General features: G+C 33.0%; 12 protein-coding genes. 1 reads left to right on the plus strand and 11 read right to left on the minus strand.

Annotated features, from left to right (window positions below; genetic code table 11):
• Nucleotides 1-277 precede the first annotated feature (277 nt).
• Nucleotides 278-1816, minus strand: coding sequence for an alpha/beta hydrolase (locus tag AC1Q8M_RS11810; RefSeq protein WP_000516847.1), 1539 nt, complete (start codon nucleotides 1814-1816; stop codon nucleotides 278-280).
• Between the two features lie 573 nt (nucleotides 1817-2389).
• Between AC1Q8M_RS11810 and AC1Q8M_RS11815 the strand changes: the two genes are divergently transcribed.
• Entirely contained in the window at nucleotides 2390-2755 is a 366-nt protein-coding gene (locus AC1Q8M_RS11815; protein ID WP_000714887.1) for a YxeA family protein, read from the plus strand.
• An 87-nt stretch (nucleotides 2756-2842) separates the two neighbouring features.
• On the opposite strand, the gene AC1Q8M_RS11820 is transcribed toward AC1Q8M_RS11815, so the two are convergent.
• The 10 genes from AC1Q8M_RS11820 to AC1Q8M_RS11865 all read right to left on the minus strand — a co-directional run bounded on the left by AC1Q8M_RS11820 (nucleotide 2843) and on the right by AC1Q8M_RS11865 (nucleotide 15636).
• Complete coding sequence (locus AC1Q8M_RS11820) at nucleotides 2843-3553, minus strand: alpha/beta hydrolase (protein ID WP_000758821.1); 711 nt, start codon at nucleotides 3551-3553, stop codon at nucleotides 2843-2845.
• Between the two features lie 103 nt (nucleotides 3554-3656).
• Complete coding sequence (locus AC1Q8M_RS11825) at nucleotides 3657-4112, minus strand: TspO/MBR family protein (protein WP_141532439.1); 456 nt, start codon at nucleotides 4110-4112, stop codon at nucleotides 3657-3659.
• Nucleotides 4113-4223: 111 nt separating this feature from the next.
• Nucleotides 4224-5654 (minus strand): cryptochrome/photolyase family protein, encoded by a 1431-nt coding sequence (locus tag AC1Q8M_RS11830; protein WP_071714143.1) that lies wholly within the window; start codon nucleotides 5652-5654, stop codon nucleotides 4224-4226.
• 110 nt (nucleotides 5655-5764) lie between these two features.
• On the minus strand, nucleotides 5765-6346 hold the full coding sequence (locus tag AC1Q8M_RS11835; RefSeq protein WP_001093176.1) for a PadR family transcriptional regulator: 582 nt from the start codon (nucleotides 6344-6346) through the stop codon (nucleotides 5765-5767).
• 76 nt (nucleotides 6347-6422) lie between these two features.
• Nucleotides 6423-7946, minus strand: coding sequence for an MDR family MFS transporter (locus AC1Q8M_RS11840; protein ID WP_000225812.1), 1524 nt, complete (start codon nucleotides 7944-7946; stop codon nucleotides 6423-6425).
• Between the two features lie 224 nt (nucleotides 7947-8170).
• Complete coding sequence (locus AC1Q8M_RS11845) at nucleotides 8171-9388, minus strand: NAD(P)/FAD-dependent oxidoreductase (protein WP_061660766.1); 1218 nt, start codon at nucleotides 9386-9388, stop codon at nucleotides 8171-8173.
• A 172-nt stretch (nucleotides 9389-9560) separates the two neighbouring features.
• Entirely contained in the window at nucleotides 9561-10586 is a 1026-nt protein-coding gene (locus AC1Q8M_RS11850) for an alpha/beta hydrolase (protein WP_098360719.1), read from the minus strand.
• Nucleotides 10587-10912: 326 nt separating this feature from the next.
• Nucleotides 10913-11434, minus strand: coding sequence for a carbonic anhydrase (locus AC1Q8M_RS11855; protein WP_098360718.1), 522 nt, complete (start codon nucleotides 11432-11434; stop codon nucleotides 10913-10915).
• A 63-nt stretch (nucleotides 11435-11497) separates the two neighbouring features.
• Entirely contained in the window at nucleotides 11498-14104 is a 2607-nt protein-coding gene (locus AC1Q8M_RS11860; protein WP_098360717.1) for a DUF2309 domain-containing protein, read from the minus strand.
• A complete protein-coding gene (locus AC1Q8M_RS11865; protein WP_098360716.1) occupies nucleotides 14104-15636 on the minus strand; it encodes an NADH dehydrogenase subunit 5 in 1533 nt (510 codons plus the stop codon). The genes AC1Q8M_RS11860 and AC1Q8M_RS11865 overlap by 1 nt, the downstream gene beginning before the upstream one ends.
• Nucleotides 15637-16151: the final 515 nt, after the last annotated feature.

Here is a 16151-nt window from a genome sequence, read left to right on the forward strand (position 1 = left end):
TACACCTATTTTAAAGATGTTAAACCTAAATTTTCGAAAAATTTTACACAATAGGTTATTCATGTTTTTAATATCAAAGAAATGTCACAAGAACTTTGCTTTGATAAAAGCGCTCCAAATAACGATTTGTTTGGAAGGTAAGCACATTGTTTTATAGAAATCATAGAAAAATAAAAAAGCACTCCTTTTCAAAGAGTGCTAAAAAAAAACATATAACCTAATAAAAATATTTCTATTTTGATTACAGAAAGAAAGTCTTTATTAAAACATATGGTTGCTAATTTAATTGCGATCTGCCTTGCACCCAAGCAGCAATATCATTTATAACATACTCAGGTATATTAGCAGGACTATAATATTCATCCGGCTTACTTATTTCCCCATCGCCCTCTGTAAAGAAATGATTTAACTTTGGATATAGTCGATAATCAACGTTATTTCGTTCTTTTAATTGTTCTTTCCAAAGAGGAATTTCGATTTTTGATTGAACTTGATAGTCTCTTTCTCCTTGAATAATAAGAAGTGGTGTCTTTTGTTCTTTTGACATTTCTGCTGCTTTAATTTTCCGAATAGAATCCCAAAATACTGCTGATCCTAAGTAAAAATCTTTTGGAGGATTCTGACCAGAGAAATTTGGATCATTTAATAATTCAAATTGCGATTTGTAGAATTTATATTGCTCCTGGTTCATTGCTCCAATAGAGAAAAGGTACTCAAATTGATCTAAAACAACGTCTTGGATCGTACGAGCTGGCCCTCCCATTACAATTGCTCCAGCAATATTTTTATTTTGGTCTTTTTCAATCATTTTCGGAAGCATCATTCCACCTTGACTATGACCCAAAATATAAATTTGATTTTTATTTATTAGAGGCTCATTTTTAAGAAATTGAGTTACAAGAAGAGCATCATCTGTTGTCTCTTTATCAACTGTATAAAAGGGACTAAATTGTGTTTTCAACCCATGTTCATAAGTTCTTTTATTATAGCGAAGGACAGCAATTCCCTTCGATGCAAGACCTTCAGCTAAATCGCGAAACGGTTTTAAAGCAAACGCTGTTTCATCCTGATCAGTTGCTCCTGATCCTTGAACAAGAATAACCGCTGGAAAAGGACCATTTCCTTTTGGAACCGACAATGTTCCTGGTAATGGAAATGCACCACTTCCAACTACTACTTCTTTATCAACAAATGATTCAGGCTTACTATATGACGGACGCTCAGCAACAGGACTAAACGACATGCTGAGTTGAAAATCGTCTATTTTTCCAGATGGATCTAGTTTAATTAGTAAAGGTACAGTCATTTTTTCAAAAACTAATTGAATCTCCACATTTGTATGAACAGGATTTGTCTCTTTTTGTGTAACCTCTCCAATTTCTATAAAAGAACCTGCTTGTAATTGAACTGGGAGTCCCTCCCAATAGCTCTTCAGCCATTCTTCGGATATTATTTTCTGTAATGACCTTGAGGTTAAATCAAATGCAGATTTATAATCTTCACTATTCATATGGCGAATAAATGAAAGAGTAGTAGATATAATAGGATTTTCATCATCACTATTGTCTATTTTTTTTATATTTGTGTTTACTTCCTTTAATTTTGAAATAAATTGGTGGTTAAATGGATTATTATATGTATTAGGATATAAATTTGTTTTCAAAATTTCCGTATTCCGTCCCTCATACAAACTTGAAGAACTCGTAAACTTTTCAGGTGAAATTACTTCCTCCGCATATGAGACTGAGGGAATTGCTATTGTAAAAATTGCACTGATAAGTAATAACTTATTACTTATTCTTCTTTTCTTACCCATACTTATTGATTCTCCCTTCAAAATTTAAAATTTCTAATACAATATGCCAACTATAAGGAAAATAAAAATTACCAAAGAGATTAATAATCTATTTTACGATCCCCCTCTCAAGTTAAAAATCTATCATTAACAAACTTCAATAAAAAACGCCTTCCCCCTCTTTTTTTATTGTTGGATTTTCCAATGACCTAGAAGCACAGCACGAAATCACATGTAACCTACCCATGAGATTCTCTGTTTCAAAAGAAAAAAGCACCCCACTAGATGCTTTCTTTAATTGTTCTCACTATCATTTATTTAGGTAATTCTCTTATTACTGTAAGATAAATTCATTCTATTTCCTAAATCTCACTTATTTCTTAATTCACTCATACCAATATAAAGCCTAATAACCTACCATCAAAAAATAAAGAAAACAGGTTATTTGGCTATTCATTTCGTAAACTTAATGCTCAAATTAGTTTTTTTCACAAAGTTAAACTTTATTAAGAAAAACTTAAAGAATTTCCCTCTATATTCATAAGAACTTTTTTCTATACTCAAAAATGTAAATAGACAAAAGGAGAAACAATCATGAAGAAATTTGTAATTTGCATACTAGGAATAGGCCTCCCTATATACTTACTACCTTTCATATTACGTGGAGATTTAGACAGATTTAATCCGATTGCTGAAGAAAAAAATGTATATGCCGTTGCGAAAGGATATGGTGTTCCAGATTATCATCATAAAGGAAAAGCTATGTACTCACTAAAAGCTGTTGACGAATTAAGTAATGAAAAAGAATATACAGTTGGAACGAACACGCCTAATGATTTTATAAGAAAAACTTACTTAAAAATTCATGTGAAAGGAAAATATGTGTATTCTTACGATATTATTTCTAAAGAGGATATTCCGGAGAAAATAAGGGGACAATTGGAGATAGCAAATAAATAAAAGAGCCAATTCATACGATTTGGCTCTTTATTCTCTCTCCCATCTACCGTTTGGATAATTCTTTCGGTAGATTTATTAAATTCGTTATCATTGTTCCAATAACCATTGTTCAATTACTTTTACTGTTTCATCTCGTTGTGCTTTTGCCGTAATTAAACTCGCATTATCACCTTTTTGCTCACCATACATGCCAAAATGAGCATGATTTCCCCCTTTTATCATGTGCATAGTTGTATTCTTTGACATGAACTTTTTATTGTTCTCTATTTTTTCTACAGTTGCTAAAGCATCTACTTCCCCATAAATTGATAACATCGGAATCGATTTTGTAGAAAAGTCATCTGCAGGATACGAACCTAAGAAAATAATCCCGTCTACCTTGTCTTCATGTTGGAAGGCATACTTAGAAATCATAGCTCCTCCCATTGAATGCCCTGCAACATACCATTTTTGAACTTCCGGATACTTTTCAATTACACTGTCTACCTCATTTATTCCAAGTATCGCTAAATTTAATGGTAACTTAGGCATTACTACAAAGTGCCCATCTTTTGCAAGCGCTTCTCCTAAGTAACTATAAGCCTCAGCTTCTACTTTAGCTCCTTGATAAAAAATAACCCCTACTTTCGCATCTTTCGCTCCAAAAACGATATTATCTTCATCTTTTTTATCATCTACTAACGACAAAGCCTCTTTCGTCGGTTTATAAGTAAACTGAGACCAAGTCAAAAAAGTAAAACTTCCTATAATTAAAATAGCTAGTAAAGAGTACAGCGTAATTTTTATCCATTTCTTCACAAAGATGACCTCCATAAGATGTATATATTCCATATTTCGGATTATCATTAACACACATAAAAACTCGAGCATTTTTATTGTGCTCAAGTTTTTAGTTCCGTCTTTAATTTATACTATAAATTGTCCAAGATAAATATGTAGCAAATGCAGACCATAAAAAATATGGTATTAGCAACCATGTCGATACTTTAGATAATTTGGAAGAAACCGCTATGAGAAGTAACGTAGTAATAGCGACAAGTAAACAATCTACTGTTGCTAAAAACAAATTCTTTTGGCTAAATTGAAAATAGCTGAACGCTTGATTGAATATATAATTTAAAAGGAATAAAAACCAAAATGTTTTTGGCTTGAATCCATAGTTTTTGTAAATAATTGCAACTGATAATGCAATAAGTCCAAATAATACAGCCCATATCATTCCGATTGTCATACCAGGAGGTGTCCAAGGCGGCTTTTCTAACGCATCATACCAAGTACGATCAATAGGGAATAAAACACTAGAAACATAAAACAAACCATATGTTAGTAAAAATACTATAATACTAGATTTTTTCATAAACATTCTCCTTTTTACTAGAAGATTATAGAAACTTTATATGATTAGTATGCCCTTGTAATGGATAAAATTCTAATATTTAAATTCCAAATACATATTGTTTAACCCATTTTATACAAATTCTTTCATACTTTTATATGCACAAAGGGCTCTCTCTCGTGCTGCCTTATGATCAACAATCGGATAAGGATATGTATCCCCAAGCTTTATATTGGCCTTTTGTAAAATATGCACAGGCGCTTCCCATGGTTTATGTATATATTTATTCGGTATATCGCTTAATTCTGGTACCCATCTTCTTATATACTCTCCATTTTTATCAAACTTTTCTCCTTGTGTGATGGGGTTAAAAATACGAAAGTACGGTGATGCATCTGCCCCACTTCCAGCAACCCATTGCCATCCCATTGTATTATTTGCAATATCAGCATCTAGTAGTGTATCCATAAACCATTTTGCTCCTTCTTGCCATGGAATTAACAAATGCTTTACAAGAAAAGAGGCTACAGCCATTCTTGCCCGATTATGCATAAAACCTGTTTGCCAAAGCTCCCGCATTCCCGCATCAATAAACGGATAACCAGTTTCACCCTTCTGCCATACGCTTAATAACTCCTCTTCCTTATCCCACGGGAAATTTTCAAAGCTCTTATTAAGAGGTTTAGATACTGTAAATGGATAATGATATAGTAAATAATAAGAAAACTCTCGCCAAATTAATTGACGTATAAAGCTATTAACTTGTTTTTCAAAAAGACTACATTGTCTTTCGGTACTTTTATTTATTAAGTAATGAAACATTAGCTTTACTGATATTTGACCAAATGAAAGATACGGTGCCAACATCGAATGGACATTTTGATCTGGAAAATCTCTTCCTTCACTATAAGAGGCTAATTTGCTAGAGAAAAATTTCTTGAATGTTTTATATGCCCCTTCTTCTGTCGGATCCCATATTGCTTCCATATGAGATGTCCACGGTATAGTCGGCAACAAGTGTAATTCTGAAACAGATAAGCTTGCTGGTAAAGAGTTTCCCCACTTTATACTCTGCACTCTGCTAATAGGTTTAGGTATTACCTGCTTTTGAAATGCATTGTAAAAAGGCGTAAACACCTTATATTCAGTGTTATCCTTCTTTTTTATAATCCACGGTTCTAATAATAAATGCGAATTAAATTCCTTACAGATAATACCTTTATCCTCTAACATCATTTTCATTTTTTGATTAGATTGTAATCTGTCCGGATCATAACAAATATTCCAATATACAGCCGTTATATCTAATTGTTCTATGAGAGAAAGTATTTCTTCCTCCGTACGTCCTTTACGAATTATTAAAGTAGAGCCCAATGCCTCAAGTTGCTTCTTTACATCTTTTACAGCATGGTGTAACCACCACTTTGCCGCACTTCCTATTGAAAAAGTTTCATCTTGTATATATACCGGAAGAACCTCACCAGACTGAACAGCTTCAAATAGCGCTGGGTTATCATATAAACGAAAATCTTTTTGAAACATAACAATAATTTTATTTTGCATGGCTATCCCTTCTAATTCTTAAAGCACAATTCATTCTTTATGAGAACAAGTACTTCTGTTATTTTTAAAATACTATAAGAATCATCCTTTTTATTTTATAATCTTCTTCACTATAAACATTGATTTTCTATCTCTCTAAGTACATCATTTCCTATATTATCTATCTTTTCATTTTTTATGGTGTTATATAAACTCTGTAAAACTTTTAACTCTGTTCTTAAATGTAAAATGACACTAGATAATATATATAACTTAGCTACACTCTCTTTTCCACACTTTTCTTCATATACTTTTTGAAGGGTAGTAAGATATAACGTCAGTTGAGAAATTTTAGTTTTTAGCTGTTCTAGAATTAATTCTTCCTCCCCATATTGTGCAAAAAGTAGCGCTTCATATATAGGACGATGCATATCCTCTTTCTTTATCATTTGCTCTAATAATAAATGCTCAAATTCTTGTTTACCACTTTTAGTAATACCGTAAATAGTCCTTTCAGGGCGTTGTTCATTACGAATAATATCAACAACCTCTATAAAGCCCTTCTTTTCAAGTTGCTCAAATGTATAATATAAAGAGCCTTTAGTAATTTTTATATAATATTTCATTTCACTATTTTTTAAAAGTTGCTGGACTTCATACGGATGCCTATTTTTCTCCATAAGAAGACCCAGCATAAAAAGCTTTGTATTCATAACTCTCCACTCCTTAATAACCTATACCAATAGTATAAGCTAAAAATAAGTAAAGAATCTTTTTGTTTTATAAAATTTATGACTTCAAATTCACTTTATTATCCTTTGTACCAGCTTTGGAATTTCCCATAAATAATATTGCTATAAACGAAACGATAATTGGAATTAAAGCTAATAGAAAAACAGTAGTAATTGAAGATGACATAGCAGCTATAATTTTTTCAAGAATAAACGTAGGGATACTGGATCTTACATCTGAGCGAAATATTGCACTTGGATCACCTAGATTATTTAACATGCTGGAACCATGTTCTATTCCCTTAAAAGCATCCTTTAAGTTAGCTGTAAAGGTACTATTTTGAATGGAGCCAAAAATCGTTACTCCAATTGTCATACCTAGTGAACGAAAGAATGAATTTGTCGAAGTAGCTGAACCACGGAATCTCGGTTCCATATTATGAATAGAAACTGTGGGAAGCAAAGAGAACGAAAATCCAACTCCAAATCCCGTTATAATCATGTATATCGTTAAAAGTACACGGCTTGTTTGCGGATCCATCGTTCCTAACAAATACATACCTATCCCAAAGGATATTATAGATAATAACATCAAGTTGCGGTAACTAATTTTCGTTTGAAATATTCCACCAATTGCACTACCTACTACAGAACCTAACATCATTGGGGTTAAAATTAATCCAGCATTAGTTGCTGTTCCACCATATACAGCCTGAACAAAAATAGGAATAAATACTGTTAAAATAACAAATGTTGCTCCATAGAAAAACGTAATAATTTGTGATATTGCAAACTCCTTACGCTTAAACATCCAAAATGATATTATCGGATCTTTCACTTTTCTTTCTACCAATAGGAAGCCAACAAAAAATACAATAAACGATGCAAATAACCCAATGATTTGTATCGAATCCCACTTAAATTCTTTTCCTCCCAATTCTAAAGCGAACATTAAGCTAATTACTGCTATGACGAGTGTTATCGCCCCCCACCAATCAATATTTTGCTTAGTAGGTGGATTATTTTCTTTATAAGCTTTTAAAATAAAAATTAATGACATTAGACCAATTGGAATATTGACGTAAAAAATCCAATGCCAACTAATATTTTCTGTTATATACGCACCTAATAAAGGTCCTAATACACTTGAAGAACCAAATACGGCCCCTAATAATCCAGTCATTTTCCCTCTTTTTTCAATAGGAAAAATATCAAATACAATGGTAAAGGCGATTGGCATCAGTGCCCCCCCACCTATACCTTGAATTGCACGATAAATACTTAGCTGAACAATACTTTGCGCAGTACCACATAATGCAGAACCAATTAAGAAGATTAATAAACCAAAAATATAAAACCTCTTTCTACCATACATATCAGATAATTTCCCGAAAATAGGCATACCCGCCATAACTGCAACCATATAAGCAGAAGTAACCCATATGAATTTATCCAATCCACCCAAATCTGAGACAATTGTACCAATTGAAGTGGCAACAATTGTATTATCCATTGCAGCCATTAAAATGCCTAGCATTAACCCAGCTATCACTAAGCGTAAGTTGCTCTCTTTTGCAACCATGCCTCTTTCCTCCTTTTTTCACACTCAACAAATTATATAGTCTAATTAAACTATATACTCATTATAGTCTAATTAGACTATTTTTCAATAAATCATAAAAAAAAAATAAATCCCCCCAAATATATTGGAGAGATTATAATTGTAGAATTGCTTCCTATATAAAGTAATTAAAACCGTAAAAACTATTACTTTTTTATACCACCTTGATTTTGCATACATGCAACTTACTCATTTAGTTTTGGTCTAGTTTGTAAATATAAATTCAAATCCGGACTTGAACCTTTAATAATTATATCTCGAACAATTTTAGAAAGTACCATACTATATACTAATCCATTATCTCCATACGCATAGATAAAGTGACAATTTGGAAACTCTTCATACATTCCAATTATAGGTAAACCATCATGAGTACCACCATAAAAAGCACTTAAATAAAATTCAGGTTCAACTGTTATATTGGGAAAGAGCTTATTAAATTCATTTACTAATTTCTCTTTTTTATGGATTAATTTTGAATCTCTTTCTTGAGCAATGTTTGTATCTTCATCTAGCCCACCTATAATAATCCTGTTATCTGCAGTAGTTCTCATATAAATATATGGTCTCGCAGTTTCCCAAATGAGAGTACGTTTATACCAAGAAGATAAATCTTCTACAGGATTAGTAACAACTGCATATGAGCTAATCAGTGTAGCGTTCTTTTCCTTTTTAAATTCCAATCCTTCATATCCTGCAGCTACAATTACTTTATTGGCAGTAATAGAATTGCCCCCCTTTGTATAAAAGATAGCACATTCTTTCTCTAACTTTTTGCCAACAATCTCTGTATCTTCATAAATTTGAACTCCTTTATTAGAAGCTTGTTCTAATAAACTATGTGTAAATTTATAAGGATTTATTTCACCATCATTATACGTATAAATAGCTGCACGTTTTTTAAATGGATATCTCTGTCCAATTTGTTCCTCTGATAGCCAAGTCGCTTTAAAATCATGCTTATGTAAATAATACAGTTCTTTTTCTAATTTCTTTATATCCTCTTCATAACTTGCATAATATAAACTGTCACGTCGTTTAAAGTCAGAGCAATAAGGTAAATTTTGATCAGCATATTCAATATCATTAATAGCTTGTTCACATAATTTCATATGCTTAACTGCATACTCTTCTCCAAATGTATTTACAAGTTCAAAAAACATCTTATCTCCTAAATATTGAATAAGTGCTGTATTTGTAAGGTTACTCCCGTGTCCTACCTTTCTTTTATCAACGACAACAATATTTAAATCTGATTCACTCAAATAATATGCTGATTGAGCACCTGAACTTCCTGCTCCTATTATTAGTACGTCACATTTTATATCTTCTTCCAACCGAGGATAAGAAGGTGTATTAGAAAAAGTTGTGTTCCAATATAATTTCCCTTTCTGTAAATCCATTTAAAGTGCACCGTCCTAAATAAAATAGTTATATCCCCATCTGTATTTCCAAATCATTCTTACTATATACTTCTTATCAAATTTATTTTTGCTACCATTAGATTATTAATGCAATATTTTGTTCACCCATATATGGTATTAAACTAGGCTTATAAAAAGTTAATAGTATATATTATTTATTTTCATTTAGAAATTTAAGAACTTGGTTAAAAGCTTCTTCACCTGCTGGAGTGTTCATTTTAAATTGAAATTCATGTGCTAACTCGCCAGAGATATTTTTATCAAAGAAAAGTGTATCTACAGGTACTCCTTTATTTTGTAAAGTAGAAGCTAATGCTTTACCTTGATCTTCGAATGATGCAGTATTTCCATCTGTGATGAACGTTGGTGGGTAATCTTTTGTAACGTGTTTATAAATAGAGGCGATTTCCATTTCAGGTAATGTTTCAAACTTCTTTTTCCCAAAGTAAGCCCAGCCAGTAGTACGCATAAAGTCTTGCACTTCTTTGGATGTTTCCATTTTAGCTAATGCAGGCATATTATACGGGCCACAAAATAGCAGTATACCTTTAATTGTAGAAGGAGCAACAACAGCGTCAATCCCGGTTAATTTCGCATAATCTGGAGATGTTTGAATAGTAACAAATTGTCCAGATATTTGCGCTCCCGCAGAATCTCCTGCAAAATATAGGTCATCTAGTTTTACATTATATTTCTTTGCATTTGCTTTTATATATTCATAAGCCTCACCAAGTTGTAGTACTGGTGTAGGATACTTTCTTTTAGGAGCAAGAGCGTAATTTATATTTATCACTGTATAACCACGAGCAGCTAATTCTACTGCATAACCAGTAATGTCTGATTTATCTCCACCTACAAATCCACCCCCGTGCACCCAAAAAATAACAGGTGTTTTCCCTATAAAATTTTTGGGATAAATAATGTCTAATGTACCATCAGGAAATTTAGAATTATAATTGATATCTTTAACAATTCGTGTCTCTTTTAGAGCGTTTTTATAATTATTAGATTGAACAAACATTCCACCTTCAAATGCTTTTTTTATGAGAAACGCTTTCGGAATAGGTGAAACATTCCAGAAAATCCCCCCCGCAATAATCAATCCGAAAACCATAAAAAGAGTTAGCAACATTCTTTTTTTCCATATCATTTTAGGTTTTAACTGTTTTATTCTCATAATTAAAGAATCTCCATTCTTTTTAATAATAATCTTAAAATAAAGTGAAAATTTAATCAGCCCTCACCAATAGAGCTGCCCGTTAATGCGGGATAAATCACAATATACACTTCTATTTTACGATCAACTTTATTATCACCTGCTAATCCGTCCTTAAAATTTCATGCAAAAGGTTATATATTTTTATTATGTACATGTGAGATACCTCCTATAAAACACATTAAAAATTCAAACAAAAAGAGCAAAAGATCCCCATTTATAGAAGATTTCTTTTGCTCTTTGTAAAGGACACAAGTCCAAATAAAAGTTGCTTATCTATCGATAACTTACACATAAAAATGCATTTGTTTCAGTACTTTATTAGCAGAAATTTTAACAACCGTTTCTTTTTCACCCGTTCTATCAATTATGAAACCATGAACTTTAACATTAGAAGGCACTAATGGATGATGACAAATCATATCTATACTCTTCTCAATATTTTCACTAACATTTTCTTTTCCACTTAACCATTCATCAAGGCTACCACTTAAAAATTCAGGCATGCAATTTTTAAAGAGATAGTCTAATTCTATATTATCTTTTATGAAATCACGTTGAGTTTGTAGATTAACTGAAGAAGTTTCTTTATCCTCTATTCCGACAACAAAAATTTCTTCAACATTTTCTTGATAGATAGCAATAATAATAGATCTCATTATATCTCCATAAGGATGTATAATTGCAGAATCATAGCTGTGTATAGTCAACATGTTTTCTTGTTGAATGTTAGTTACTTGTTGGATACTAGGTTCTATTCTGTGTTCAATGTCTGTTAATAATAAAACTTTTTTATTCTTTGAATTCATATGGAGCACTCCTTCTTCATTATTGTATTTATGAAACTTTTAAGCTAGTAACAATAATAATTGTTACCAGTTTTTCCAGCGTCCCTCTGGATCAACACTTGCAAGTCTAACCCATCCATTTTGAACTTTTTCTCGAAATGTGAAATCATTATTTAGTAAACGTTCTATATATTGAATAGGCGCTTGAATTACAATTAGTAAACGAAGTGGTGAATGATACATCTCACTATCTGACTGCATAACGGATTGCCACGGTAAGCCTGGCAACAAATCACTTGCATTTCCCTGCATAACACCAAGACCCGCCGTTACGGTTTGGGTTGTTTTATTTCCACTACCATAATAATGAGGAGCTACAGTTGAAGCGTAATATTGTAGATTTATCCACTGAGCTACTGTTCCTGGTCCTGCAATAATGTTAGCTAATATATCCCCACTTTCATCCTGTTTCCAATCATAATTATGGAGGAAAGCCCTACCTTCTAAGTCACAATCCTGAGTTAATTCCCGTTGCCCGATAATAAAAGATGCATTACGAGCTAATCCCCATTCTGGACGTATTTCACTCCAATCTTCTGCAAATCGATGTGCCTCTTTACTCGCATTTTTTATTTTCGTTTTTAAATTTGGTAATTGCGTTAAACGCTCTCTATTTGCATGTTGGCTCACATTTGGCATAATCGACTTGATACAATCAAATGCTTCTTGCGCAGTTTCCGAAAGTTCTGGGACGTAAATCCATTCCAATTCATCCACTGTTGTTTTATGTTCAGCTGCTGCAAAAATGGTATCCTCAGGAATTTTAATACCTTCAGCAAACAACGCCTCTCTCACTTCTGGAAGATTACATAAAGTAGCAAAAACTCTTGCATTGAATCCTCCTGCTGCTCCGCCACAAGCACCACACTCAAGTGCTGCAGCATAAGGGTTGTTCGTACTTTGACTACTATGTCCGCACATTACAATTAAAGGAGCAAATTTTTCTGTCAGTCCCACCATTTTTAAAGCTTGACGCACATAGTTCACTTTTTCTTCTTTCGTAAAACCGATAGGTATCTCACCCTTTGTGTCATGAACATGATTAAGCGAGAATGTTGTATCAGGTTTTTGTAACATAGTTTTACGAAGTTTACGAATGAAACCACCAACTCCTCTTGGGACAACGCTTCTTGTCACCATCTGTAGACCAAGTAAAGGACCACTTAACTCAGGTAGCGCCATACTTGTCATTACGTTCTGTTTCATCGTTTTAAATGTATAACGTACCGAACTGCCTACCCTCTTACGCTGCTCATAAGATTTAAGTTCATTTTCATTTGTGAGCTCTTTTATTTGATGTTTCGGTTTGAGTATAACTGGCAAAGAAGGATGGTTGTTATTACTACCTAGTTCACTAGTTGCAATTGGTAATCCAAAGAAACCAGCTATTCCAAATGTTTCAAACGGACCTAATTTTTCAAGGTGGCGACGAAACGGTTCTGAACGTACATCAATACAAAATGCTAATTGAGCTAATACACGCTTTTTATCATTGGTTACACGTTGTTTAGAAGCAATCTTCTCTCTTAATTGCTCTGCATGCGTTTGTTCCCAAGCTTCCAGCCAAAGTTTCCTGCGAATATTTTCATCAAAACGATAAGCGAATGCTAATAATTCACTTTGTTCAGCAGCAGGCATTTGTAACCATTCCCGTGTTGAAATATTCCCCCAATAGATCCAAGAAGCTATAAGTGGGACGATCGGAACTTTTTTCTCAACCTTTTGATTTTTTAAAGGTAAATAAGGTTTTGCAATAGCCAGCTCCATAGAAATTCGAACTGCTAAATATTCTATAAGAAGTTGCTGTTCCTGAATTGATTGTTGTGAGCGCCATCGTATCATTCCTGCCCACCCAGGTAAAGAAAGTAAGTGCCCTTCAAGATAAGCTTGTATGTTAGATTCAGAAATTCCTAGTTCAAATAACGCTCTCGCTAAAGCTACTTCGGCATCTTGTGGCCAATCTTTTAAAACTTTACGCTCATTTTTACTGAGCGCTGGATCAAATTTAATAAGGTGGTGCCATGCACGATAAAAACCTTTCTCTCGATTTGGCATCGTCCAACTTGATCCGGAGTCATCAAGATATAATTTACACCATTTAATGATATGATAATTAAGAATATCAGATAGGTTTTCACTATTTTGATTCTCTATAAGCGAACTTATTGGCTGCATAACAGAGGCTTTCATACTTGCTGTATTTATATAACTCATTTCTTCTGCCAATTTATTTACTTCTGGCGATGTTAATAGACTAGAAGGTAATTTTTCTAACTTTAAAGCTGCTTGGCAAAATCGCTCTGCTTTCTCTCGCGGAATATGAAAAGATTGTGAATCCAGCCAACGAGACAAACTCATTTGTAAAAATGATTCCTCAATCTCACCTTTCGCTTTTGCCGAATGAATCATGGAGGCACTAGGATAAATATCCACATTACGAGCTTCTTTTAACCAATTTGCGACTTGTTCAAATGATTGCTTTTCAAGTCCCATCCAAGGGTGATGAGCTGCAAACGTAGAGATAGGCCAAAGTGGTGCAATAACTTGGCTAGCAGATGCAACTAAATCATTTATATTATGTTCTTGCATATCAATGTTTGTGTCTTCCTTTAATATTGATGGTATGCTCATCACGAATTACCTCCCTTTGATACATAATGTTTCAGATAGCTTGGGTGACTTTCTACTGACTTTCGTCTCGCCTCACCTACTCGAACTAACCAAAGATAAAGTACAGCGAATAAAGTAGAAGATTGATGACGAGTAACGAAAGTACTAATAACACTACTAAATAGTAAAATACATATAACAAAGATAACGGCTGGAGCTGAAGGTTGAACACTTTGATAAATATCAGTATGTAACCATTTATAAAGAGAATTATGAACAGTAAAGTAAATGAGAGAACATCCAATCAAAACAATTACGCCAGCAATTCGTCCCATTCTTCCCTCTCCAAAAACAACAAGCTGTTTCCATGAAAAGTATAGTGACCAGCCTAAGATTAACGCACTAACTAGTTGATACCCATCTCCAGAAGTCATAAACCAGAAAGTAATTGCTATAAATAATCCTAAAACACGCCCGACTATAATCCATAAATTGGCCATCGTTTCATTAGACTGATTCACTACCTCAAAACGTTGCACTGAAGAACCAGCTTGTAAAAACAGTGTAGCTTTAAACAAACCATGTAAAATTAAATGAATAACAGCCGCTAAATAAGCGCCTAATGCACATTGAATAAGCATAAATCCCATTTGTGCAATAGTTGAACCTACTAGCTGACGTTTATAATCAACTTGGACTAAACTAATTCCTGTTCCGATTAAGACAGAAATACTAGAGAAAATAAGTAAAATGATTTGTGCAATATCATCATGAAAAAGAGGTGAAAATCTAGTTAACATGATACCACCAGCATTTACTAAACCTGCATGCATAATAGCTGAAACAGGAGTTGGAGCAACAGCAGACTCAATTAACCATCTTTGAAAAGGCCATTGTGCTGCTGGAATCATCACCGCTAATATAATTAATAAGTTAATTCCTGTTCTCTCCAATGTTCCATATAGCGCTACATTTTCATTCGTTAAAACTGATGTTAATTGCCACTGTCCTGTTATTTGAAAAAGCCAAATGATAGCTGATAGCAACGCAATCCAACTTATTGTAAATAAATAGCCAGAGATTTTAGTTGCTTCACTAACTACTTTCCACCCTTTATTTAGCCCTATGAGTAGAACCAATCCTATAAGCGTTGCTCCCCAACAAATAATCATGAAACGAAGATCATCACTTAACCATGCAACCGAAGATACACCTGTAGTAAATGTAAAAAGTGCAAAGTATTTTCGATATGAGCGATCTCCCATTAAGTAACGTACAGAAAAACGCTGAATGATTAAACCAATTGTAAGAACAAAGAAAGCCATTAACCAAGCTAAAGTATCTAGATGCCAAGGCCCCACAACTCTATCTCCATTGTTATTAACAAGTGCGAGTAAAGAAATCAATGAAGGCAAAGCAGCGATACCAATATGGATATGAACAAAACGTAAAGGCATCCTTGCATTTAAAAACAATAATCCACTTAGCCAAGAAGCACTAAGCGCTATAAAAAATAATGTTAACAGTGTTGATGAACTCAGCGAAATTAACATGTTAAATACTCCCTTCTAAGCGAAAATAACCTATAAAAATTCCTTTTAATTAAGATGTTTTTTTAAATTTCAATTTTCATTCACTCTTTTTAGTGCATCGTTTTTTTCCATAAAAAAAACCGACAACTTCCATAATTCAATGATTTTATATCATCATTGAATTATGGAGATTGTCGGTTTCCCTTCAACTAACTTCAATAAAGTTTTTTGAAGAGCTCCCATTTTATAGAGGATAATAATGTATGTATTACTCCTATTAAAAAGAAATGTATATTTCTGATCTCCTAAATTATGCAATCAATATATCAATTTATGTTATACGCTATCTTTTAATTAAGAAACTTTTTCATTTAGTCAATATTACATATTAAAAAAATGCTAAAGCCTTAATTATAGCAAACTGTTAAAATGAGCATCTATCAATTTTTTAAAACAATTATAAGATAAACCATATTAAGCAGTTTGTCAATTTCTTTATCCGTTTTTTAAGAGTTATTAGAATTAAGATTTATTAT

The sequence above is a fragment of the Bacillus sp. GW823-FHT06A10 genome, assembly GCF_058795375.1.